The organism is Labrenzia sp. VG12, assembly GCF_002237595.1.
Classification (GTDB): domain Bacteria; phylum Pseudomonadota; class Alphaproteobacteria; order Rhizobiales; family Stappiaceae; genus Roseibium.
Genome location: NZ_CP022529.1, coordinates 2,572,233 through 2,595,141, shown reverse-complemented (window position 1 = coordinate 2,595,141; position 22,909 = coordinate 2,572,233). Strand labels below are relative to the sequence as shown.

Annotated in this window: 25 protein-coding genes and 1 tRNA gene; 19 read left to right on the top strand and 7 right to left on the bottom strand. The window is 61.0% G+C overall.

The genetic code is table 11. The features are described 5' to 3' along the window. Positions 1 to 4: 4 nt before the first annotated feature. Positions 5 to 856 carry a transglutaminase-like domain-containing protein gene (locus CHH27_RS12140; protein WP_094074703.1) on the top strand — a complete coding sequence of 284 codons (852 nt, stop codon included), beginning with the start codon at positions 5 to 7 and terminating at the stop codon, positions 854 to 856. A gap of 176 nt (positions 857 to 1,032) precedes the next feature. On the opposite strand, the gene CHH27_RS12135 is transcribed toward CHH27_RS12140, so the two are convergent. Together CHH27_RS12135 and CHH27_RS12130 are read right to left on the bottom strand one after the other, a co-directional pair. After that, on the bottom strand, positions 1,033 to 1,722 hold the full coding sequence (locus CHH27_RS12135; RefSeq protein WP_094071818.1) for a dimethylsulfonioproprionate lyase family protein: 690 nt from the start codon (positions 1,720 to 1,722) through the stop codon (positions 1,033 to 1,035). 135 nt (positions 1,723 to 1,857) lie between these two features. Next, positions 1,858 to 2,088: a hypothetical protein gene (locus CHH27_RS12130; protein ID WP_157738889.1), complete on the bottom strand. Its 231-nt coding sequence runs from the start codon at positions 2,086 to 2,088 to the stop codon at positions 1,858 to 1,860. 84 nt (positions 2,089 to 2,172) lie between these two features. On the opposite strand from CHH27_RS12130, the gene CHH27_RS12125 reads away from it, so the two are divergent. From CHH27_RS12125 to CHH27_RS12105, 5 genes are all read left to right on the top strand, one after another. Next, entirely contained in the window at positions 2,173 to 3,270 is a 1,098-nt protein-coding gene (locus CHH27_RS12125) for an FAD-binding oxidoreductase (protein WP_094071816.1), read from the top strand. A gap of 155 nt (positions 3,271 to 3,425) precedes the next feature. After that, positions 3,426 to 4,013, top strand: a complete 588-nt coding sequence (locus tag CHH27_RS12120) for a GNAT family N-acetyltransferase (RefSeq protein WP_094074702.1) — start codon at positions 3,426 to 3,428, stop codon at positions 4,011 to 4,013. Between the two features lie 32 nt (positions 4,014 to 4,045). Continuing rightward, positions 4,046 to 4,876, top strand: coding sequence for an ABC transporter substrate-binding protein (locus CHH27_RS12115; protein WP_157738888.1), 831 nt, complete (start codon positions 4,046 to 4,048; stop codon positions 4,874 to 4,876). Positions 4,877 to 5,098: 222 nt separating this feature from the next. Next, the gene (locus tag CHH27_RS12110; RefSeq protein ID WP_208988849.1) at positions 5,099 to 5,869 is read left to right on the top strand and encodes an ABC transporter substrate-binding protein; all 771 of its coding nucleotides are present in this window, start codon (positions 5,099 to 5,101) and stop codon (positions 5,867 to 5,869) included. 183 nt (positions 5,870 to 6,052) lie between these two features. Continuing rightward, positions 6,053 to 6,937 carry an ABC transporter substrate-binding protein gene (locus tag CHH27_RS12105; protein ID WP_094071814.1) on the top strand — a complete coding sequence of 295 codons (885 nt, stop codon included), beginning with the start codon at positions 6,053 to 6,055 and terminating at the stop codon, positions 6,935 to 6,937. Positions 6,938 to 6,949: 12 nt separating this feature from the next. On the opposite strand, the gene CHH27_RS12100 is transcribed toward CHH27_RS12105, so the two are convergent. Then, on the bottom strand, positions 6,950 to 7,696 hold the full coding sequence (locus tag CHH27_RS12100) for an SIMPL domain-containing protein (protein WP_094071813.1): 747 nt from the start codon (positions 7,694 to 7,696) through the stop codon (positions 6,950 to 6,952). A 214-nt stretch (positions 7,697 to 7,910) separates the two neighbouring features. Between CHH27_RS12100 and CHH27_RS12095 the strand changes: the two genes are divergently transcribed. Then, positions 7,911 to 8,459, top strand: coding sequence for a hypothetical protein (locus CHH27_RS12095; protein WP_157738887.1), 549 nt, complete (start codon positions 7,911 to 7,913; stop codon positions 8,457 to 8,459). 5 nt (positions 8,460 to 8,464) lie between these two features. Here the strand turns inward: CHH27_RS12095 and CHH27_RS12090 are convergent, their stop codons facing one another. Continuing rightward, a complete protein-coding gene (locus tag CHH27_RS12090; protein WP_094071811.1) occupies positions 8,465 to 9,532 on the bottom strand; it encodes an AI-2E family transporter in 1,068 nt (355 codons plus the stop codon). A 215-nt stretch (positions 9,533 to 9,747) separates the two neighbouring features. Here CHH27_RS12090 and CHH27_RS12085 point away from each other — a divergent pair. Next, positions 9,748 to 9,824, top strand: a tRNA-Ile gene (locus tag CHH27_RS12085). A 49-nt stretch (positions 9,825 to 9,873) separates the two neighbouring features. Here CHH27_RS12085 and CHH27_RS12080 read toward each other — a convergent pair. After that, a complete protein-coding gene (locus CHH27_RS12080; protein WP_157738886.1) occupies positions 9,874 to 10,194 on the bottom strand; it encodes a hypothetical protein in 321 nt (106 codons plus the stop codon). 5 nt (positions 10,195 to 10,199) lie between these two features. Beyond that, the gene (locus CHH27_RS12075; protein WP_157738885.1) at positions 10,200 to 11,468 is read right to left on the bottom strand and encodes an ankyrin repeat domain-containing protein; all 1,269 of its coding nucleotides are present in this window, start codon (positions 11,466 to 11,468) and stop codon (positions 10,200 to 10,202) included. A gap of 570 nt (positions 11,469 to 12,038) precedes the next feature. On the opposite strand from CHH27_RS12075, the gene CHH27_RS12070 reads away from it, so the two are divergent. Beyond that, positions 12,039 to 12,560, top strand: coding sequence for an HD domain-containing protein (locus CHH27_RS12070; RefSeq protein WP_198338407.1), 522 nt, complete (start codon positions 12,039 to 12,041; stop codon positions 12,558 to 12,560). Between the two features lie 150 nt (positions 12,561 to 12,710). Here CHH27_RS12070 and CHH27_RS12065 read toward each other — a convergent pair whose 3' ends face one another. Continuing rightward, positions 12,711 to 13,796, bottom strand: coding sequence for a LacI family DNA-binding transcriptional regulator (locus CHH27_RS12065; protein WP_247646218.1), 1,086 nt, complete (start codon positions 13,794 to 13,796; stop codon positions 12,711 to 12,713). Positions 13,797 to 13,906: 110 nt separating this feature from the next. Between CHH27_RS12065 and CHH27_RS12060 the strand changes: the two genes are divergently transcribed. The 10 genes from CHH27_RS12060 (at position 13,907) to CHH27_RS12015 (ending at position 22,877) form a co-directional block, all read left to right on the top strand. Next, positions 13,907 to 14,086: a hypothetical protein gene (locus tag CHH27_RS12060; protein WP_094071808.1), complete on the top strand. Its 180-nt coding sequence runs from the start codon at positions 13,907 to 13,909 to the stop codon at positions 14,084 to 14,086. 33 nt (positions 14,087 to 14,119) lie between these two features. Then, positions 14,120 to 15,262, top strand: coding sequence for a TRAP transporter substrate-binding protein (locus tag CHH27_RS12055; RefSeq protein ID WP_094071807.1), 1,143 nt, complete (start codon positions 14,120 to 14,122; stop codon positions 15,260 to 15,262). Between the two features lie 114 nt (positions 15,263 to 15,376). Next, entirely contained in the window at positions 15,377 to 15,892 is a 516-nt protein-coding gene (locus tag CHH27_RS12050) for a TRAP transporter small permease (RefSeq protein WP_094071806.1), read from the top strand. Between the two features lie 11 nt (positions 15,893 to 15,903). Next, positions 15,904 to 17,235, top strand: a complete 1,332-nt coding sequence (locus CHH27_RS12045) for a TRAP transporter large permease (RefSeq protein WP_094071805.1) — start codon at positions 15,904 to 15,906, stop codon at positions 17,233 to 17,235. Positions 17,236 to 17,243: 8 nt separating this feature from the next. Then, positions 17,244 to 18,557, top strand: coding sequence for a histidinol dehydrogenase (gene hisD, locus CHH27_RS12040; protein ID WP_094071804.1), 1,314 nt, complete (start codon positions 17,244 to 17,246; stop codon positions 18,555 to 18,557). A 4-nt stretch (positions 18,558 to 18,561) separates the two neighbouring features. Then, positions 18,562 to 19,314, top strand: a complete 753-nt coding sequence (locus tag CHH27_RS12035; RefSeq protein WP_094074698.1) for an SDR family NAD(P)-dependent oxidoreductase — start codon at positions 18,562 to 18,564, stop codon at positions 19,312 to 19,314. Further along, positions 19,311 to 20,318, top strand: coding sequence for a zinc-binding dehydrogenase (locus tag CHH27_RS12030; protein WP_094071803.1), 1,008 nt, complete (start codon positions 19,311 to 19,313; stop codon positions 20,316 to 20,318). The genes CHH27_RS12035 and CHH27_RS12030 overlap by 4 nt, the downstream gene beginning before the upstream one ends. A 10-nt stretch (positions 20,319 to 20,328) precedes the next feature. Continuing rightward, the gene (locus CHH27_RS12025; protein ID WP_094071802.1) at positions 20,329 to 20,619 is read left to right on the top strand and encodes a UxaA family hydrolase; all 291 of its coding nucleotides are present in this window, start codon (positions 20,329 to 20,331) and stop codon (positions 20,617 to 20,619) included. A 12-nt stretch (positions 20,620 to 20,631) separates the two neighbouring features. Further along, complete coding sequence (locus tag CHH27_RS12020; protein ID WP_094071801.1) at positions 20,632 to 21,813, top strand: UxaA family hydrolase; 1,182 nt, start codon at positions 20,632 to 20,634, stop codon at positions 21,811 to 21,813. Between the two features lie 56 nt (positions 21,814 to 21,869). Next, positions 21,870 to 22,877 (top strand): Ldh family oxidoreductase, encoded by a 1,008-nt coding sequence (locus CHH27_RS12015; RefSeq protein ID WP_094071800.1) that lies wholly within the window; start codon positions 21,870 to 21,872, stop codon positions 22,875 to 22,877. Positions 22,878 to 22,909: the final 32 nt, after the last annotated feature.

Genomic DNA, 22,909 nt, shown 5'->3' with positions numbered 1-22,909 from the left:
GATGATGCGCACCCTTGTTTCCGTTGCCGTTGCTCCCGAGGCGGACGCAAACCGCAAGCTGCTGATCCCGATCGGCCTGCCGACACCGCACCAGTTGCCGGCCGGGTTCGAGATTGCCGGTGGCAGCATGACCCTGACGGGCGAGAGTACCACCGGCCAGATGGCAGCCCTCGTGACACCGGAGCCCGGCGTTACGGTTGAGGTCAGCTACAGCTATCTGGACGGCGGGCCGGGCTATCCGGACGGGCTGTTCACGCCGCACCGGAACCGGTTCACGCAGGCCGCCCGGGATCTTGTGTTCGACGCAATCAACATCGCCGACGCGCAGCCCGACGGGCACGCAAGCATCCAGGCTCTGGTCAACGCGGCGGCGGAAAAATTCCGCTATGCGCATCCCGAGGTGCGGTTCAACGACGGCTGTGAGGAGATCCCCTATCTGGCCTGCGGCCTGACCGAAGGGTCCTGCGTCGACATCAACACCTACCTGATCGCGTCCTTGCGGGCGGCCGGGTTCGAGGCGGGCTATGTCACGGGCTATTTCTTTCCAGAAGAGAAAAACGGCTGCTGCAGCGACATGCATTGCTGGGTGGTGACACGGCACGACGGCGTGGTTCTGGAATGGGACATTGCCCATCACCTGAAAATGGGCACGCGGGATGTCTGCTGCGGGCTCAACCCCAAGCCGGGCGACCGCGTCGCTGTCGCCCATTCCATGGGTCTCACCTTCCCGGATCTTGGGATTACCTGCGAGAAACTGATGGGCGAGCCCGCCTGGATCACCGCCGACGGCCGCCTCGACAGGGCGGACGTCACCATCAGCCGCAAGATCATCAGCGCGGACGAGGTCGCGGCCTAAGACGTTTTCCTTTCCCATTGTCCTCTCGGAGTTGGTAAAGCCAAGTCCGGGATCCAGTAAACGCGGGTCCTTGCGCTTCCAGCCGGCACCGGGGTTACTGGGTCCCGGACCTCCGCTGCGCTGCGTCCGGGATGACAACGCAGAGGGCGTGCCGGGATGGGAACGGAGGAGACGTGTCACCCCCGTTTCCGGCTGAAGACCATTTTCTGATTGGCAAGGCGGTCCTGGGGGCCGATCCAGGCATAGGCAAGCAGCGCCGGTTCGGTCTTGGAGACGGTGATCCGGTGGGTGTGTTCGGGCGGGTTGAAGATCATCGAGCCGGGCGCATAAACCCCCTGGTGGTTCTCCGAGACGGCCCCCGACAGGCACAGATAACTTTCCGAAATGCCGCTATGGGCATGGGCCGGATAGGTGCAGCCGGGGGCGAACAGTACCAGTCCCAGGATGACCTCGGTTGTCAGGATCGGGCCGTTGGGACCGCAGATCTCCGCATAGGCGTAGGTCCTGTCGAGGCCGCGCGGAACCTTCTCATAGCCATATTGCCAGATCAGGTGGTCCTGTATGCTTTCCACGGCCCGGATCAGCGGCGCGGTTCTTTCCAGCCGGCCTTCGTCGAGCGCCCGTTTCAGATGGGCCGTGACCGGCTTTTGCGCCGGAGCGTCGAACCGGATTTCGGCCTTGGACCTGCTGACCCGGCTGATGGCCTCGCGCACGGCGCGCTGATGAGCGCGGATCTTGTCGCTGCCGCCGGAGGACAGAAACCGGTAGGCCTCGTAAATCTCGCGCAGCAGATAGCCCCAGTCCGGATAGTCGGACAGGCGCTTTTGGGCCACTGTGTCCGCCTGGGAGATTTCAGGATCTTGCATTGTGGCTCCTCTTGCCGGACGGCCGAACTCGGCATCGTGTCACCCTAACCTTGCGCAAGGTAGCGGCTTCCTTTTGTGCGGCAACCGGAAACACATATCCGCCATGTGTCTTTTGTGACTAGGGGCAGGACCCATTCATTTGAGTGAAATGGGAGGGATGAATTTGTTCGGATACGAGGCGTAAAGCTGCAGGAAACCGTCCGGTTTCCAAAGATTTGCAACGACGTTTCCGGGCAAAATCACCCTATCGCGGAGGGACGCAAAACGGCCTTGGTCTGCTGCGTCAAACCGCGTGGGCCGGGCAAGAAGCCGCTTATCGCGCTTTTCCTTGCAGCTCATCGCCGTTTGCTGCGCCATTTCGATCAAATTAATGGGTCCTGTCCCCAGGCAATGGCTTGCGCAAGAAATCTGCCTCGATACTCTGCCGGTTCACACCGCAGGACGAATCCCATGACTGTATTGATTGTCGGCGCCGGCATTTCCGGCCTTTCCACCGCCTGGGCCCTTGCCAAGAAAGGCGTCGAGGTGACGCTTCTGGAGCAGGGGCCGATCCCCAATCCACTGTCGGCCTCCGGCGACCAGCACCGGATCATCCGCCGGGCCTATGGCGGCCAGGGCGGATATCAGCGCCGCATCGGTGATGCCTATGCCGCCTGGGACGAAATGTGGTCCGATCTCGGTCAGAAACACCTGGCTGAAACCGGTTTTCTGCTGATGTCGCAACAGGAAGGCGATGGCGGCGATGAGTATCGCGAGGGCTTGCGCACGGGCGGCTATCCGTTCGAGGAACTGTCGCCTGAAGAGACTGCAGCCCGCTATCCCTTTGTCGATCCGGCAACGATCCGCTACGGGGCCGCCAGTCCGGAAGGGGGCGTGCTTTTGTGCCAGAAGATTGCCGCCGGCCTGCGCGACTGGTTGCGTCAGGCAGGGGCGGATGTGCGGGAAAACACGCCGGTCACGGCTGTCGATGCAGGCGCCGGCACCGTCACGCTCGCCGACGGGTCGGAGCTTTCGGCAGAGCATGTCATCGTGACAGCCGGCGCCTGGACGCTGGGGCTCTTCCCGAAGCTGGATGTCAGCCTGACCACCTACCGCACGGCCGTTGTCTATCTGACCCCGCCGGAGGATCTGTGCGCGGCCTGGGAAAGGGCGCCGGCGATCCTCGATCCGGGCGGGCCGATCGACGGCTATGTGCTGCCGCCGGTTGCCGGCACCGGCCTGAAATTCGGCGCAGGCATTCACAAATACAAGGCAGCGCCGGATCAGGACCGGGTCGCCAGGAAGGGCGAGGGTGAAACCCTGCGGGATTATTTCTCGCCGCCCTTTGCCCGGATCGGTGAATACCGGGTCGATGATGTCGTGACCTGTGCCTATACCTTCACCGCCGACGAGCATTTTTTCGCCGTCAGTGAAGACAGGGCCACGGTCGTATCCGCCTGTTCCGGACACGGATACAAGTTCGGCGCCGTTGTAGGTCAGAAACTGGCAGAAGGGGTCGTTAGCGGCGACATGGAGACGGCCCGTCTGTGGCTGGAGGCCCGGGACTGAGCCTGGAAATTTTTGTGCGTGGATAGCGGCGGACTGGCTGACATGCTGTTGGTGACGGTTTCGCGCCGAAGCCCGACGGCAAAGACCGGCAACATTTTGGCAGTTGCGGGTAAGCTTGCGGCGATATGAAAGCTGCGACCAAAAAGGACCAGGCCATGTCCCTTGAAATCAAACGCCTGACTGGCGAGGACCTGAAAGCAGCGCTTGATGCGCTGGCCGGGCTCAGGATCTCCGTGTTTCGTGCCTGGCCCTACCTGTATGAGGGCACACTCGAATACGAGGCGAAGTATCTGCAGCGCTATGCCGAGACGGAGGGGGCGGTGATCGTCGGCGCCTATGACGGCGACAGGCTGGTCGGTGCGGCAACCGGCGAACCGCTGGGCGAGGAGCTGGAAGACTTTCGCGCACCGCTCGAAGCCCGCGGGTTTGACCTCGGCCGGATCTTCTACATGGCCGAATCCGTGCTTGATCCGGCCTATCGCGGACAGGGCATCGGCCATCGCTTCTTTGAGGAGCGTGAGGCCCACGCGCGCGCGCTCGGCTTTGACGAAGCCGTCTTCTGTGCAGTGATCCGGGCGGACGATCACCCCTTGAGACCGGCTGATTATGCGCCGCTGGATCCGTTCTGGAGGAAACGCGGTTATGAAAAACTTCAGAACGTCATCGTAACCTTCCCCTGGCTGGATGTCGGCGACAGCCGGGAAACAGAAAAGCCGATGCAGGTCTGGTACAGGAAATTATGACGGCCTTCTGGTCAAAGAACCAACGTCTGAAGATGCTCCACCTGGCTTTTGCCCGGGTCGTTACGCTCTGTTTCCTGTGTTGCGCAGGGCCGGGTGGTTCGGTGGCCGCGGCGTCGGAGCTGCGTTTCCTGACGGTTGAAGAACCGCCGACAAATTACCTTGAAAACGGTGAAGTTGTGGGCACCAGCGTTGATCTGGTGCGGGAACTGGCTCGGTTGCTGGATGAGACCATCGACATCGAATTGTTGCCACCGGCCCGGGCAATTCTGGTCGCGAACACGACCGCGAACCGGGTCTTGTTCACGGCCGCTCTGACTGAAGCGCGCAAGGCACAGGGGTATCATGCCATCGGACCGGTGATCACCCGCAAGCATGTGCTCTATGCGCGCAAGGGCCGAAACCTTCAGTTGGCGAAGCTGGGCGACCTGATCACCCAGAACCTGACGGTTTCAGGAACGGACGGCGACTGGCGCAGCGCGTATCTGAAGGAGAGGGGTGTTGTTGTCGAAACGACAACGGAACATCTGCTCAATCTGAAAAAGCTCATGGTGAACCGGACAGATCTCTGGATCTCTTCCGATATCGAGGCGCCGCCCATCCTGGCGGAGGCCGGGGTGGATCGATCCGAAATCGAAGAGGTCCTCGTGATCAGGACCGCCCCGAGTTACATCCTTGTGTCAAATGGGACGGCACCGGAGGTCCTGAGACGTTGGCGCGCTGCCTTTCGGGCAATGAGTTCCGATCAAGATTTTCTGGACCAGGTGACGTCGAAATGGAGCCGCAAGCTCGGCATGGACTTCGGCTATGACAGGGGGACCGGCTTTTTCGTGAAATCGGGTGGTGATTCAGCGTCGCGAAGTTAGCCGATTGTTCAAGTTTGCAAGGGTAGCTGTTTGATCTCTTGAGTGAATACTTTCTCGGAGCTGTTTCAGTTCTTAATTGTTGCCATGTAAATTTTGACAGTCTAAAATTATTCTTTCTTCTTAACAGTGCAATCATGGTTTGAACCTAGACTTCGGCTCGTCTTTTCGATCTCGGGCGACGCCGGAGCTTGCCGGCCGCGCCTTTGGAAGAGGAACAAATCAATGATGGCTGGAAAACATACACTTGCGGCCGGGCTGGGCGCCTGTCTGCTGATTGCCGCGACGGCCGCCGAGGCAGTCGAGTGCCCGCGTGACGGAACGCTTCTTGCCGGTGCCAGCGACTATCGCCCCTATCAGAAGGTGGAGGGCAAGGATGTCTCCGGCATGGATGTGGAAGTGCTTGAAGCCGTGCTCGGCAAGCTGGGCTGCAGTCTGAAAATCGACGCTCTGCCCTGGGCGCGCCATCTGAAGGGCATTCAGGACGGGTCGGTGGATATTGCCTCACCGGTTTCCAAGACCGAGGAACGGGAAAGCTACGCCCATTTCACCAGCCCTTATGTCAATGCCCGGCAGTTGCTGTTCGTCGCGCCGGGAAACGAGACGGCCTCTGCCGACCTGACGGCCTTCTTTGCAGGGGGCGGGAAGCTCGGAGCCATCCGTGAATACGCTTACGGCGGTGACTACATGACCCTGAAGGAGACCCATGCGGGCCAGGTCGATGAAACCGACAGCCTGGAATCCAACCTGAAGAAGCTGGCTGCGGGCAGGGTGGACGCGACACTGGGCGAAGAGTTTGTTGTCGGCGCTGAAATCAAGAGGCTGGGCCTTGGGGACAAGGTAGTTGCCTCTGAAACCGTTATCTCTTCCGATCCCTCCTATTTCATGTTCTCCAAGGCCAGCGTGCCGGAAGAGTTCGTGGCTGCCTTCAGCGCCGAACTTCAGAAGATGAAGGACAATGGCGAATTCGACGCCATCATTGCAAAATATCGCTGAGGCTTTCCCGGCGTTTTTCAGTTGTTGATCCGAAATCATGGCCGCTCCGCAAGATACGGAGCGGCCTCACATGCATTTGGTTGGAATTGTTAACCTGGTTGCGTCAGTTTGTTTGCCGAAAAGGCGTGGTTCCGGCAGGCCATAGCGCGGTCCGGAAACCAAGAGGACATGGGCGGGACTTGAATGATCAAAGAAGCACCTCACAGGTGCGGCATCGTTCTGACATCGATTGAGGTTTTCCGCATTCGCTTTGTTGCCGCCGTGCTTCTCTGGCAATCCCTGATGGTTTTAAGCCTTGGCGTTTCACCACTTCGGGCAGAAGGGTTGCGGCTGATCACCTCGCCCTGGCCTCCCTCCAACTACCTGTCGGAGGACGGCCGACCGACAGGCCTGAGCGTTGCCGTGGTCGAGGCGCTGAAGGAGCGGGTTGGCGAAACGGCGCCGATCGAGGTGATCCCCTGGGCGCGCGGCTATCTCACCGCCCAGCAAAACCCCAATGTGATGCTGTTTACCGCCGGGCGCACCCAGGAGCGGCTCGACATGGGGTTTGATTTCATCGGCCCCATCGTGATGTGGTCGCATGTTCTGCTGGCGCCGCGTGACCATCCGGTTGAAGTGGCAAGTCTAGAGGACGTCCGTTCCAAGGGATTGACGGTGGCGGGCGTGCGCGGCTCCTGGCAGATCAAGATGATCGCGGAGGCCGGTATCCAGGCAGTGGAGACCGAAGACCACGCAACCGCCGCCAGGATGTTGCTGGCCGGCCGGGTCGATTTCTGGTTCACCTCGCGCCTGCAGGCTTCTGCTGTGCTTATGGAGCTGGGCAAGCGCGGCGATGCTGTTGTGCCGGTTCACACCGTGCGCCGGTCGCCGTCCTACCTGATGGTCTCCAGGGGAACGGATGCCGTGGTGCTGGCCGCGTGGCGCCAGGCCTATGCGGACTTGCTGCTGACGGATTTCTTCGACAGAACCGCCCGGGACTGGAGCGGCCGTCTCGGGGTTCCGCTGCAGTTCCGGGCAGAAGAGGGATTTGTCGCCGAGAGCCTTGACCTCGGTGACACGGGATCCTGACCGGTCCGGTGCTTACTTCAATGACCAGCTAATGGTGACGTTTGCGGCGATGGTTTCCTCGCCTGCTTCGACGGGAACCGGGCTGCCCTTGGCCATCATCATGGATTCAGCACGCATCATCACCGGCCGGGGCATTTGAACACCGGTTTCGGTAATGGTCTGAATGCCGCCAAGTTCCGCACCGGCGGCAGCGGCGAACACCTCGGCCTTGTGCCGGGCCGCGTCCACGGCCTTCTTGCGGGCCTCATCCAGTTTTTCCGCCGGATCACTGACTTCGAAGCGGATGCCGTCAACGGCGTTCGCGCCACTGTCCACCACCAGCGTCAGGAGGTCGCCGAGCTTGGTCAGATCGCGGATCTTGATTTCAACACCGTTTCGGATCTCGTAGCCGACGATATCCGGCTGTCGGTCGGAAGACTTGGAATGGTCGTAGCGCGGATAGATGCCGAACCCGGTCGTCTGGATATCCTTGGCCTCGATGCCATTGGCCTTGATTGCGTCGATGACCTTTGCGATGGCCGCGCTGTTGCCGGACAAGGCGTCAGCCGCGCCCTTGCCGGTCGTTACCACGCTTGTGGAGATCACGGCCATGTCGGGCGCAACGGCCACGCTGCCCCGGCCTTCCATGGTGATGGTGCCGGATGCCGGAGCCTCGTCCTGCGCTAGGGCAGGCGCTGCCCCCACAAGGGCAGCGCTCAGTCCCGCGGCCAGAACGGCCTTGCGCAGCAGGGGGACGGGCAGGAAATAGCGGACTTTCATATGATCTCTTCCTTGAAAAACACCTGAATTTCGGTGCCGGACTGTCAGCACTGATTGCGGCGCGGTCATGACCGCCCCGTTCATCTTCGGTTCACCCAGCCGGCCCCTGTCTTCTCTTCATGGGGGCGATGTGGATGATTTTCAACCTCTGGGTAGCGCTTCGTTAAACCCCGGCGTGTAGGAAATTGCCATGTGGATGTCTCCAGGGGCTGTCATGACATTTCCCAGAATGAGCCGGCGTTTGTTCCTGCTGGTGAGCATGCTGATATTTCTGATCGAGCTTGCCGGCGTGTTCCTGATCATTGATCTTTTTCTCGGCTGGCAGACGACCTGGCATCTTGAACACAGCGCGGCGCGCGGAGATGCCAGCCTGTTGGTCCTGGCTCTCTTTGCTGTGATGCTGGTGGCCCGCATCGTGGCCGCCATGCTGAGGCTGAAAGATGCGGGCGTATCGGTGTGGTTCGCCCTTGCCTATGGTGTGCCCTTGCTCCTGGTCGGATTTTTCGATGCCATGGTGTTCGCGCTGGTGACGCCGGAGGCGGAGTTCTTCACGCCCGCCATTTTCCGTATTGCGACGTTTGTCTCCTGGCTGGCGATCCTGCTGGTCCCTGCCGCCGGGCACGGGTTCTGGCGTGCCGGCCCGCGCCGATGCGCCGTTCAGGTTGATACACCACACACTCCTTCAAGGCCGGCTGTACCGGACCGGCGGCAGCCAATCATGACAGGACGACCGGCCAGAGCCTTCGGCAAGCGCGGGTCCTGAAAGGATCAGGACGCCTTTTGCGTTTCACCCGGCAGTGGGCCGACCTCGCCGGTTTCCGACAGAAGAACCGCAATCGGGCGGGCGCCTTCGAACCTTGCGCAGACGATCACGATCATCACGGTCAAAGGCACGCACAGCACCATGCCGACGACGCCCCAGATCGCGCCCCAGAAGGCCAGCGACAACATGATCACCAGGCCGGAGAGATTGAGATTGGAGCCCATCAGGCGCGGTTCCACCAGGTTGCCGACGGCAAACTGGATCAGGCCGAGGCCGGTGGCGATGGCAAAGAACGGGCCGAGCGTGTCGTAATAGACAATGGCGAGCAGGCTCGGGAAAATCACGCCGATCAGTGAGCCGATGGTCGGAATGTAATTGAGCAGGAAGGCGATGAAGCCGAAGAGGGCCGCGTAGGGCAGGCCGATGGCCAGCAGCACAAGGCTGGTCAGCGCGCCGGTGGCCACCGAGACGGCCGTCTTGATCGAGAAATAGTGCATGATCGAGCGGTTGATTTCCGCGCGCATGGCAAAGGCGGCTTCGGCCCGTTCCGGAGTGGCGAACAGCCGCTCGAACTTGCGGTCGAAGGTGGACTGTTCCAGGACCAGGAACAGCACATAGATGAAGACCAGGCTGGCGGAGCCCGCCAGCGTCGTCACCAGGCTGGCACCGGCGGTCACCATGCGCGGCACGACGGAATCCGGCAGGAGATCCTTCAGTTCGAGCGGGTCGTTGAGGTCCAGGTGTTTGGAGACCTGGCTGAAGAGTTCCTCCAGGCGCCGCTGATAGGTGGGGGCGTCCTGGGCGAGCTGTGCCAGATTGACGGTGACGATGTCGAGGACGAATGTGGCCGCGGCAAAAATGGCTAGGAGAGCCAGCGGAAAGGCGACAAAACCGGGCAGGCGCCATCGGCCGATGGGGATGGCGGCAAAGAGGTGGGCCAGGGAATTGATCATGTACCAGACGATCAGGGCGATCACGAACGGCAGGATCAGCGAGCGCCCGACCACCAGCAACCAGCCGACCATGCAGACCAGAAGAACGCTCAGCGTGACGGACAGAAGCGGGGATCGCATGGCGGCTCCGGTTTGAGGCATAGGGCAGGATAATTCATTTAGACCGATCGCAGCCAGGAACGGAACCGGTTTTTGGCGCCGGCCGGTTGGCCGCAGAAGCGCCGGGTCGGGCTTTCCAGACCTTTTTGCCCTCGCCGCCGCAAATCCCTTGCCCCGTTTTCCCGCCATGGTATAGGGAGAATTATGCAGGCACGGCATGCGCCGTCACCTGCCGTGGGCCTGTAGCTCAATTGGTTAGAGCCGTCCGCTCATAACGGATTGGTTGGGGGTTCGAGTCCCTCCGGGCCCACCATTTTCCTGTCCTCCCAGGGGACATCAGGGAAATCTGCGGTTCGAAGAGATTATCGGGCGTCTGTCGTGCTTTCGGCAGCAAGTTTTTTCCTTAGAGCTCTTTTTCGAAAATAGCGGCCAATCAATCCGATCCCCAAAAGGATTGCGGCATGAGTCAGGGCCTTTGCCGGCCAGATGGAATCGTCAAAATATCCCGGACCGTCTCCGGCCCAGTTTCGGGAGCCGATCTCTTTTTGCGCGTTGATAATGATCCTCAATACGCCGCCGCCCAAGGCGAGCGGAAACAGCCAGAACAGCCTGTCGAGAAACCTCCCGGCCAGAAACATGGCTATGAGCCAGTATCCAAACAGCAGTTGCAGAAGAATTGTCATCTTGTCTATCCGCGGCTGCCGCTGATCCTGGCGGGTGTGGCATTATCTCTTGAGGAGGTCTCGCTGCTCTTTTTGGTGTTGTCCCGGGATGTGTTTTCCAGAATTTCGATTATCTCGGCAAGGTTTCTGATGCGTTTTCTGGGGTCCTTGTATATTCGGCTGCATTTGGTTTCGCATTTCTGTTTTTCTTCCAGTGCGATCTGCAGCAGGGGCTTGTCCAGAAAGCCGCGAATATCGGCGTTCGCGCCGTGTTTCAGCAGCTCCTGAACGGCCGCGACCTTGGCTGACAGCACGGCAAGCTCAAGCGGTTTGTGTTCGTAGCCGCTTTCAGCATTCACGTCCGCGCCATGCTTCAACAGGATGCGGATCTTGCGGACCGTGTGCCAGTCGCTGCTCCGGCTCGCCGCAGCCTGGTGGATGGGTGCCCACTTCATTGCGACGTCTTCCGCCGCCATGCTGTCAGCGTTTGGAGACCGGCGCATCAGATACGCCAAAAATTCCGAATCTGGCGCTTTCGCCGCAATGCTTACCAGGCTCTTGTTGTCCTGGTCGCGGAAGTTGATGTCGTCCATTGCATCCAGAATTAGTTTTTGCACCGCCAGATGGTCGCCGTCGGCCGCAAATTCCAGTGGAATGCGGTAATTGCCGGTTCTGGTTTCGGCATGGGGGTCGGCACCGGCCCTCAAGAGCGACCTGACCTTCTTCAGGTCGCCATCCTCGGCAGCAACATGCAGACGGGTTTCGTACCGCCTGTTTGTTGCCTTGATGTCAGTGCCGTAGAAAAAATTCCGGGTCACATCGTCGAAGGGGTAGGGGTTGTAGATATCGCCGCCAATGCCCAGCGGGGCAAGCGGGTAGGACAGAAACACGGCCCAGAACACAAACAGGGAAATGGAAGCAGACTTGATCAGTCTTTGACCGCGCTGATCGGGCGTTTTCATCGTGTGCCGGTAAACATAGATCGCCAACGACAACACAAGCACGGACAGGAACAGGACGTCGGAGGCGTAATACCTGATCATATGAAAGGTGACGGTTTTGAACATGGTCAGGTGCGCATGCAGTCCACCTCCCGACAGCAGGTTGAAATAGAGCGTCACCAAAGCCAGCGTGGTGCAATGGAAGATCAAGATCGCTCTCAGAAGCCCTTTGCGCTGCGTTATCAGGATGGCGGACAGGAAGCCGAAAGCGGAAAGGGTGGCGAAGAATGCTGCAGCGTAATAGTCGGGCGCGATAAACTGGAAACCTTGATGTTCATGAGAGTCAAGCGACACCCCGGCTGCAATCAATGCATACAGTAGGGATATTCCAGTCATGCTGTAACGAAGATACTTCATCGTTCCCTTGAAGGAAAATATGATCAATACTGCCAAGCTGATACAGAAATACGTGTTTGGACGGTCGAAATATTGGAAAAATCTTGAATGAAATTCATGCTAATGCCCTGCTTATTTTTAATAAAACTTGCTCGTGAATGTTTCGTGCCGGAATTAAAACCACAGGTATCAAGGAGTTTTTGATAAAATGATAATTCGAACGCAGGTAAGTGCTCCACTGGCACGTCCTGAAACGGTGTTGTCCAGGCAGTCGCTGCCTGGAGACGGTTGCATGTGCCGCTGCTTTCGATCTTGCAACGGGCGTTTCGGCTGGAAGGGGAGAGGTTTATCTCTCAGGCAAGTCTTGTCTTCCGGTCTTGTGCGTTTGAACCGGAGTACCACGTGGGACCCTTTCAATAGCGACAAGGGCATAGATTGCGGAACGGGGCCAGATCGACATTGGCCGCACTTCAGGTTCGGCGCGGTGTGCTGCCTGACCTGGCAGCCAAACCGACGGGACCGATGGGAATGACAATCAATTCTGCGTCCGAGGCACTGGAGCTTCTGCGGTCACTGAAAGCGCCAGCGCGGTTGATCACGCATGTGACGCTGGTGGGGGAAGCAGGCCAGGAGCTTGCCGACGGCCTGTCCGATCTTGAGGTTCCATTTGACCGACAGTTCGTCGAAATCGGGATTGCTCTCCATGACGCCGGGAAAATAACCCACCCGGAAGAGCTCGATCATCCCGGCAACCACCATGAACCGGCAGGTCAGGCGCTGCTGCTTGACAACGGCGTTGATCCGGGACTGGCGCGGTGCTGCCTGAGTCACGCCCGCTTCAACAGCATGCCGGTTTCATTCGAGGAGCTGCTTGTCGCTGCCGCAGACAAGCTCTGGAAAGGAAAACGAGAAGAGGTTCTGGAACTCAGGATTATCGATGAGGCGGCAAGCCGGATGCAGTCCGACCGGTGGAGCCTGTTCACCGACATAGACAGCCTGTTCGAAAAAGTCGCGACGAACGGAAGCCGTCGACTGGCCCAAAGCTCTTGAGCCGGCCTGATGAGTTGCCCAGGACACCCGCCCATGGTGGTGCTGGCAAATAGCCCGGATGGGCACTGATCCTGCAAGGCGGGATGCGGCTTGCTGCCGTTGGCGTGTGCTTGCCGGTCACTTCTCAACGCGATGTTCTGTCTCGTCAGGTCAGGCAGTTCCCGGCGCAGCGCCGAGAGTCTCCCTCAGGCAGATGTTGGTCGGCAACTCGATGCTTTCGGGATTGCCGCCTTCCAGCGCCGACATCAGGGTCTGGGCCGCGCACTGGCCCATGCGGCGGTGAGGAACGTGGACCGTTGTCAGCGGGACAGGGGCAACGCCGGCAAGCTCGATGTCGTCGAAGCCGGTGATCGACACATCTTCCGGAATGCGCAGGTTCATGGCGGCCGCGGCCCGCAGCGCGCCCACTGCAAGCACGTCATTGCCGCACATCACGGCCGTCGGTCGCCGGGGACCGGACATCAGCTTTCGAAAAGCAATGTCGCCGTTTTCAATGGAATAGTTGGTTTCTTCGACCTTGAGGTCCGCCGGATCGAGGCCCGCCGCTTCCATGGCTTGGCGAATGCCAAGGACACGATCCCGCGCACGGTCATTGGCGACGGTTTCTGCGGAAATGCAGGCGATTGAGCGGTGCCCGCGCTCCAGGACCAGGTCGGCAAGCGCGCGCATGGCCTGCTTGTTGTCGAACCCGACGGACAGAAGGTTCTTCTCCGGATCGGCAACCCAGGTCATTACCGCCGGGATCTTGCGTTTTTTCAGAAAATCATAGACGCGTTCGTCGCGCTGGTAGCCGATCAGCAGTAGGGCGTCCGCACCGCGCACGGTCAGCGTTCTGATCTGCTCCTCCTCCAGGTCCGGGCGATAGGACGAGCTGGCGACAAGGAGGGTGCAGCCGTTCTGCTGCAGCTCCTCCTGAAAGGCTTGGATGCCACGTGCAAAGATCGCGTTTTCCATGGTCGGAATGATCGCACCGATGGTGTTGGTGCGACCGGCGGCGAGCGCGCGCGCACTATAGTTCGGCGAATATCCGAGCCGGTCGACCGCCTCCATGACGATCTGCAATGTCTTCTTCGTGACCCGGTCCGGAGAATTGAGGCATCTGGAAACCGTGGCCGTCGAAACCCCTGCTGCAACAGCAACATCGGCGAGCGTCGGCACCTGCGACGCCGGTGGTTTCGGTCGGTCTTCCATCATGTCGAAGCGTTGCCAACGCGGATCGGTCTCAAGTTCATTCAAACTGCCTTACAGGCATTTTCGGTTCGGGAGAACCATTTTTCCGCTTGCATCCTAAAATGTAAGCGCTTACATTTTCTGAAGCCGGGTAATTTGATCGTTGGGAGGTGATCATGCTTTTGGCTCTGGCGGCCGCTCTATTTGCCGTATTCGCGATCAACGTAACGATCGGTTCCTTTGGCGGGACGCCGTTTTTCGGAAATGTCGGAGAGATGATCTTGCTGTGTGCCGTGTCCATCATGTTCACGGCTGCAGTGCTCAGGAGAGAAGCAAGCGAACGCTCCGGCAAGTAGTCCGGCCGATGCCGGACTTTTAGGGAGGAAATCATGAAGAAGACAGAAGACCTCGCGTCGCGTGAGCGCCGTAATTTCTTGAAGCTGGCCAGTGCCGGTGGCTTTACCGCGGCCGTGGTCGCTGGCGCCGCCGGGACCTTGTGGTCGGATGAAGCTGTCGCGCAGACCGCGCAGGAAGAAAGAGAGCGCGAAAAGGCAGCCGCGCACACCATGACACTTGCGACCGCCTATATTCTCGGCGCCTCGCGCAGCTATCCCATCATGCAGCTGGACCTGAAGGAAAACATCCAGAACGCGACCAACGGCAAGGTCTATGTGAAGCTTGCGCCGGGCGGTCAGCTTGGTGCGGGCGGGGCTCTGGCCCAGGCTGTCCAGGGCGGCACCATCCAGGCAGCCCAGCATTCCCTTTCGAACTTCGCCCCCTTTGCTTCGGCTGTCGATCTGATCAACATGCCGTATTTCTGCGGTTCCAATCAGCGGTTCACCAATCTGGTGACCTCGGACGCCTGGAAAAAGGAAGTCCATCCGAAGATCGAGGCTTCGGGCTTCAAGGCGCTGTTCTATGTGGTGATCGACCCGCGCGTGGTCGCGGTGCGCAAGGGTGGCAACAAGGTGATCACGCCGGCCGATCTCGACGGCGTCAAGTTCCGCGTGCCCGGCTCAGCCATGCTGCAGCAATATTACCGCATGGTCGGCGCCAACCCGACGCCGGTCGCCTGGGGCGAGACGCCTTCTGCCATCAAGCAGGGCGTTGCCGATGCACTCGACCCGTCCGTCGGCGCGCTTTACGTCTTCGGATTCAAGGACATCCTGAGCCACGTCACCTTCACCCAGGCGGTGCCGGACAGCCAGGTCTATTCCATGAACCTGGAGTGGTTTAACTCCCTGCCGGCCGACGTTCAGGAAGGCATCGAGTTTGCGGGTGAAATCACCGCTCAGCAGAACCTTGCCAAGGTGCCGGCCGCGCGTTCCTACGCCATGTCCGAACTGGTCAAGTCCGGTGTGGAATTCCATTCGCTGACGGAAGACCAGCTGGCCGAATGGAAAGCCGCCGGTGGCTATCAGCGCGAGGAGTGGGACCAGTTCAAGGTTGAACTGGCCGGATCCATGGACGCCTTCGGACGCCTGGAAGAAGCTGCCAACACGATGGGCCGCTACTACGTCCACGACGCGTAAGACGTCGCTCTTCCGGCCGGCGCCTGCTGGCGCCGGCCATTGATCCTTGCACATGTCCCTATCACTCGACCGCCGCGTCAGACACCATCTGACGGGAACGGCAGAGGAGTGCCCATGTTGAGAATTCTTCACATCCTGGACCGGAACGGCGAACGCTGGCTGCTGCTGGTCTTCTACGTCATGCTTGTCCTGACCATGTTCGTCGAAGTGGTTCGGCGCGAGGTCTTCGCCTATTCGTCCATCTGGGGTGAAGAGATCGTCCGCTATTCCTTCATCTACCTGGCCTGGGTCGGGGCCGCGGCGGCCGTCAAGGAACGCGGCCATATCCGCATCGACGTGCTCATGCAGTATGTCGGTCCCAAGGTGAAGGCGCTTCTTTACATCTTCGGCGATCTGGTGATGGCGGCCGTCGCGGTCGTGGCCTTTTACTGGTCTCTGGAAACGGTTCTTGTCTCCGCCAAGTTCGGCTCGGTCACCCATGGCCTCCGGATTTCCCAGGTCTGGTTCCTGATGGCGGTGCCCTTCGGCTTCGGCCTGGTGCTCTTCCGCCTCGCCCAGTCTCTCCTGCGCGATCTGCGCGACTTTCGTGACGGCCGGCCCGTCTACGAAGGCGACAAGCTGTTCGACTGAGGGAGGCAAAGATGCTCTGGCAACAATTGCAACAACAGACAGTCGAACTCGGTTGGGAGTTCTACGGTCCTGTCCTGATCTTCGTCCTGCTCGTGGCGCTGGCCGTTCCGGTCTGGGCCGCCATCGGTGCGGCTGCCATCGCCATGCTGATGATTTCCGGCGCCCTGCCGCTGTCGCTGGTCGGTGAAAGCCTCTTTCACGGGATCGACCACTTCGCGCTGACCGCGGTGCCGCTGTTCATCCTGACCGGGGACGTTCTTGTGCGGACCGGTCTCAGCCGCAAGTTCCTGGATGTCGCCGAAGCGCTGACCTGCTGGGCGAAAGGCGGCTTCGGGTCGGCCACCGTCCTGGTCTGCGGCATGTTCTCCGCCATTTCCGGGTCCGATGCGGCAGGCGCTGCAGCGGTCGGTCGCATGACCATCGAGCGGCTCGTGGAAAGCGGCTATCCGCGTCCCTATGCCTGTGCGCTGGTCGCCGCCGGGGCCTGTACCGGCATCCTGATCCCGCCATCGATCGCCTATATCATCATCGGCCTCGTGCTTGGTATTTCCGCCTCGACCTTGTTCCTGGCCGCCGTGATCCCGGGGCTTGCGATCCTCATCTCGATCCTGGTGACCAACATCGTCATGAACCGGATCTATGCCTATGAGGGCGGCGGGCTGATGACGGTCGGCGAATGGGCGGCCAATCTCGGCCAGGCGCTGAAGTCCGGCTGGTATGCCTTTATCGTGCCCGGCATCATCTTTTACGGCATCTTTTCCGGTCGCCTGACACCGACCGAAGCCGGCGCGGTGGCCGTGGTGGTCACGATCGGCATGGGCTTCATCCTGGGGACACTGAAACTCTCGGATTTCCCGGCCATGCTGGTCAGCTCGGCCAAGGTGAACGGCGTCATCGTTCCGATCATTGCCTTCTCCCTGCCGCTGGCGCAGGCGCTGGCGATCCTCGGTGTGCCGCAAGGCTTCGTCTATGCTCTGACCTCGATCACCGAGGAACCGGCGATCCTGATCCTCCTGATGATCCTGATTCTGATTGCGGCCGGCTGCGTCATGGAGACCACGCCGAATATCGTGATCCTGGCGCCGATCCTGAAGCCGCTGGCCGACAATATCGGCATGAACGAAATCCAGTTCTGCATCATGATGATCACCGCGCTGGGCGTCGGGTTCATCACGCCGCCGCTGGGTCTCAACCTCTTCGTCGTGTCGGGACTGACCGGGGAGTCGATCCTGAAGATCGCCGCCCGCGCCGTTCCGTTCGTCTTTTTCATGCTCCTCGTGACGTTGCTGATCGCCTATGTGCCGGCGATCTCCACAACGCTGCTTCCCGAGATTTACAAGTAGGGCCCACCATGTCTGTGGAATATCTGAAGAAAGCGGTTCTGACCTCGAAGACCGACGCGTCCGAAACCACCAAGATCGTTCAGGAAATCCTCGATACGATCGAGGCCGGCGGCGATGAAGCGGCACTTGATTATGCGGCGAAGTTCGACAAGTACGAGGGCGACATTCTCCTCTCCGATGCAGCGATCGAGGCTGCCGCCGCGCAGGTTCCCGACAAGCTGAAGCGGGACATTGAATTCGCCCACGCCAATGTGCAGCGCTTTGCCGAGGCACAGAAGGAAACCTGCCAGGACGTCGAGGTCGAGATCATTCCGGGGCTTGTTGCCGGCCAGAAGAGCATCCCGGTCGATACGGCCGGATGCTATATTCCGGGCGGGCGGTACAGCCATATTGCCAGTGCGATCATGACCGTCACAACGGCCAAGGTTGCCGGGTGCCGGAACATCATCGCCTGTTCTCCGCCCCGTCCGGGGATCGGCATCAACCCGGCCATCATCTATGCCGCCAAGGTCTGCGGTGCGGACAAGATCCTCGCCATGGGCGGTGTCCAGGGCGTTGCGGCCATGACCTTCGGTCTTTTCGGCCTGCCCAAGGCCAACATCCTGGTCGGGCCGGGCAATCAGTTTGTTGCCGAGGCAAAACGCATCCTGTTCGGCCGCGTCGGCATCGACATGATCGCGGGACCGACGGACAGTCTGATCCTGGCGGACGGGTCCGCCGACGCCGAAGTGGTGGCTGCCGACCTCGTCGGCCAGGCCGAGCACGGCTACAACTCGCCGGTCTGGCTGGTGACCGACACGCGCGCGCTGGCCGAAGAGGTGATGGCACTGGTGCCGAAGCTGATCGACGATCTGCCGGAGGTGAACCGGGACAATGCCGCAGCGGCTTGGCGCGACTATGCCGAAGTCATCCTGTGCGACACGCGCGAGGAAATGGCTGCCACGTCCGATGCCTATGCGCCTGAACACCTGACCGTGCAGGCTCAGGATCTCGACTGGTGGAAGGAGCGTCTGTCCTGCTACGGCTCGCTGTTCCTGGGTGAAGAGACCACCGTGGCCTTCGGTGACAAGGCATCCGGCCCCAATCACGTGCTGCCGACTTCGGGCGCTGCCACCTATACCGGCGGCCTTTCGGTCCACAAATACATGAAGATCGTCACTTGGCAGCGGGCTACCCGCGATGCCGCCAAGCCGGTTGCCGAAGCCACGGCCCGGATCTCCAGGCTGGAAGGCATGGAGGGCCATGCGCGCACCGCGGATATCCGTCTGAAGAAGTATTTCCCGGACGAAAGTTTCGATCTGACCGCGGATGCCGGAGCCTGACGGCATGAACGGGTTGTTCGATGTTTCTGGAAAGGTGGCCTGCGTGACCGGGGCAAGCTCCGGTCTCGGCCGCCGCGCGGCGACCGTGCTGGCGCAGGCCGGCGCGCGCGTTGTCGGCGTGGCGCGCCGCGCCGCGGATCTGGAGGCCTGGCGCGCCGAAGCGGGCACAGACACCGCCTGTGTGTCCGCAGATCTGAGCGACCGGGCACAGCTTTCAGAGGTGGCCGCGCAGATCGCGGCCCCCTTCGGACCGCCGCAGATCCTGGTGCATGCCGCCGGCATCAACACGCGCCAGGTGGCCGACGCAGTGACGCCGGAAGGCTGGGACATCACCATGACCTTGAACCTGACGGTCCCGTTTTTTCTCAGTCAGGCCTTCGTGCCGGCGATGCGGGACCAGGGCTGGGGCCGTATCATCACCTTTGCCTCGCTCCAGAGCGAGCGCGCCTTTCCGGGCGGGATCGCCTATGGCGCGTCGAAGGGCGGGATCAGCCAGCTGACCCGGGCCATGGCGGAAGCCTGGTCCAGCGACGGCATCAACGCCAACGCCATCGGGCCGGGCTTCTTTCCAACGGAACTGACTGCTGCGGTCTTTGGCGATGAAGACCGGGCGGCGCGCAACGCGGCCCAGACCTGTATCGGCCGCAACGGCAATCTTGACGACATCGACGGACCGCTGCTTTTCCTGAGTTCCGATGCCTCGCGCTTTGTCACCGGGCAGGTGCTGATGGTCGATGGAGGGTTCACCGCAAAATGAAGGCGCTTGTCTATACCGGGCCCGAGGCGCAGTCCTACCGGGACGTGGAAGATCCTGTTCCCGCGGTGGGGGATGCGCTCATCCAGGTGGCCCATACCGGGATCTGCGGATCGGACATGCATGCCTTTTTAGGGCATGACGACCGCCGCCCGGCACCGCTCATTCTGGGGCACGAAGTGGCCGGCACCGTTCTGTCCGGCGCGCTTGCCGGCAAACGGGTGACCGTCAATCCGCTCGTCACCTGTGGAACCTGCGAGGCCTGCCGGTCCGGCCGGGACAATCTGTGTCCGACCCGGCAGATCATATCGATGCCGCCGCGCGAAGGCGGCTTTGCAGAACGCCTGGCCATGCCGGAGGGCAATCTCGTGGTGGTGCCGGATCATGTATCGGATGCGCAGGCCGCCCTGGCAGAGCCGATTGCCTGCGGCTGGCATGCGGTCCGCCTGGCAAGGACGGCTTTGGCCGGCGGTGCGGGCGAAAACCCGGCCGGGGCGCGCGCCCTGGTGATCGGCGGCGGTGCCATCGGTCTGGGCGCGGCTCTTTCTCTCAAGGCCCAAGGCATCAGTGATGTCCGGCTGGTTGAGCCCAACAAGGAGCGCGCGCGCTATCTTGCCGAGACCTGCGCCCTTAATGTGCTGACACCGGAAGAAGCCGACGACAGCGGTCACTATGATCTGGTCATTGACGGGGTCGGGTTTGCCGCGACCCGCGCGGCTGCTTCTGATCGGGCCAAACCCGGCGGCATCATCGTGCATATCGGGCTCGGTTCCGCCGAGGGCGGGCTGGATATTCGCCGGATGACGCTGCAGGAAATCACCTTCATCGGCACCTACACCTATACCGCTCAGGATTTCCGCGACACGGCAAAGGCCATGTTCGACGGTCTTCTGGGCCCGCTCGACTGGGTCGAGACCCGGCCCCTTGCCGAGGGGCAACGCGCCTTCAGCGACCTGCGCTCCGGCCAGGTCGCGGTTCCCAAAATTCTACTCACACCGGATATTTAAGGAGACAGTCATGTCCGAAATCCCTCATCTGCTGGTCCACGAACATGCCGACAATGTCGGTGTCGTCGTCGTGGAAGGCCTGACAGCCGGCACGGACATGCTGTGCTGCGTCACCCATGACAATTCGACCTTTCGCCTGACGGCGGGCGCCGATGTGCCGATCGGCCACAAGATCGCGCTCAAGGATCTGAAGGACGGCGACACGGCGATCAAATACGGCGAGGACATCGGCAAGATCATCGCCGACATTTCCAAGGGCGGCCATGTCCATACCCACAACTGCAAAACCAAGCGCTGGTAAGGAGCCGCTCAGATGTCATCCAAATATTCCAACATGACGGTGCAAGCCTTCCGGCGCGAGAATGGCCGCGTGGGCGTCAGAAACCACGTTGTCATCCTGCCGGTCGACGATATTTCAAACGCAGCCTGCGAAGCCGTTGCCAACAACGTCAAGGGCACGATGGCGATCCCGCATGCCTATGGACGGCTGCAGTTCGGCGAGGATCTCGAGCTGCATTTCCGCACCATGATCGGCACCGGCGCCAACCCGAATGTGGCCGCCGTTGTGGTCATCGGCATCGAGCCGGGCTGGACCAAGCGGATCGCCGACGGCATTCGCGAAACCGGCAAGCCGGTCGCCGAATTCTCCATCGAGCAAAACGGCGATTTCGAGACCATTCGGGCCGCTTCCTGGAAAGCCAAGGAATTCGTGCACTGGTCGACCGAGCTGCAGCGCGAGGAGTGCTCGATTTCAGAGCTCTGGGTCTCCACCAAATGCGGCGAAAGCGACACGACCACCGGTCTTGGTTCGTGCCCGACTGTCGGCAACATGTATGACAAGCTCCTGCCGGAAGGCATCACCGGCTTTTTCGGCGAAACCTCGGAGATCACCGGCGCGGAACATATCTGCCAGAAACGCGCGATCAACGAGGAGGTTGGCGAGCGCTGGTACAAGATGTGGAAGGCCTATCAGGACGATGTCATCTTCGCGCACCAGACCGACGACCTGTCCGACAGTCAGCCGACCAAGGGCAATATCGAAGGCGGGCTGACCACCATTGAGGAAAAGGCCCTCGGCAATTTGGAGAAGATCGGCCGGACGTCTCAGTATATCGACATCCTGGACCCGGCGGAGGCCCCGAAATCCGGCAAGGGGCTCTATTTCATGGATTCCTCTTCCGCCGCCGCTGAGTGCGTGACCCTGATGGCCGCCGGTGGTGCCGTCATCCACACCTTCCCGACCGGGCAGGGCAATGTGGTCGGCAACCCGATTGTGCCGGTCATCAAGATCACCGCCAACCCGCGGACCGTGCGCACGATGTCGGAACATGTGGACGTGGATGTCTCCGGCATTCTGCGCCGTGAAATGACCATTGACGAAGCAGGCGACGCTCTGATCGAAATGATCTGCCGCACGGCCAATGGCCGCAATACCGCGGCCGAGGCCCTGGGTCACCGGGAGTTCTCGATGACCAAACTCTACCGCAGCGCATAGACCGATCGGGCAGGTGACCGGCCCCGGTGTCGGTCGCCTGCCGAAAGGACACGTTAATGGAAGCGAGCGAACGCCTGAGTCTCACCGAAGCGACGGACCTGATCCGCAGCGCTTTTGAAGCGGCCGGCGTTCCGGGCGAGACGGCGCTGTCCGTTGCCAGGGCGCTTGTTGCCGCCGAGGCCGAAGGACAGGTTGGCCACGGGTTCTCGCGGGTGGAGGACTATTTCGCGCAGGTCAGAAGCGGAAAGATCGTGGCGGATGCGGAAATCGGGATCCTGGAGGTCGGAACGACGAGCCTTGTGGCCGATGCCGGGTTCGGTTTTGCCTATCCCGCGCTCGACAAGGTGATTGAGAGGGGAGCCGGCATCGCCCTCGAACACGGGTGTTGTGCCATGGGCATCACCCGCTCCCACCATTGCGGCGCGCTGTCGCTTCAGGTGGAAAAACTGGCCATGAGGGGACTGGTTGCAATCATGGTCACCAATGCGCCCGCGGCCATGGCGCCCTTCGGCGGAAAGGCGCCGGTCTTCGGCACCAACCCGATTGCCTTTGCCGCACCGCGAACGGGTGGGGCGCCGCTGGTGGTCGATCTGTCATTGTCACGGGTCGCCCGCGGCAAGGTCATGAACGCCCACAAGGCCGGGCGTCCCATTCCCGAGGGCTGGGCGCAGGACAGGGACGGGAACCCGACCACCGATGCGGGCGAAGCGCTGGAAGGCACCATGTTGCCGATCGGCGACGCAAAAGGCACGGCGCTCGCCCTGATGGTGGAGATCCTGGCCACGGTGATGACGGGGGCAGCCCTGAGCACCGAGGCATCCTCTTTCTTTTCCGCGGACGGTCCGCCGCCGGGGGTAGGACAGTTCCTGATCGCGCTCAAACCGCAAAGCCCGCTTTTCACCGAGCGGCTGGAGCAGTTGCTGGTGGGCATCGAGACAATGGAGGGGGCACGGCTTCCGGGAACCAGACGTCTGGCGGCGACGCGCGCTGCCGAAGAGAACGGAATTGAAGTCCCGTCCCGCTATGTGACGGGAATTCGGAAGCTGGCGGCCGGAAACGCCTGACGGGAAAGACTGCCTGCCGCGGTCAAGACGTT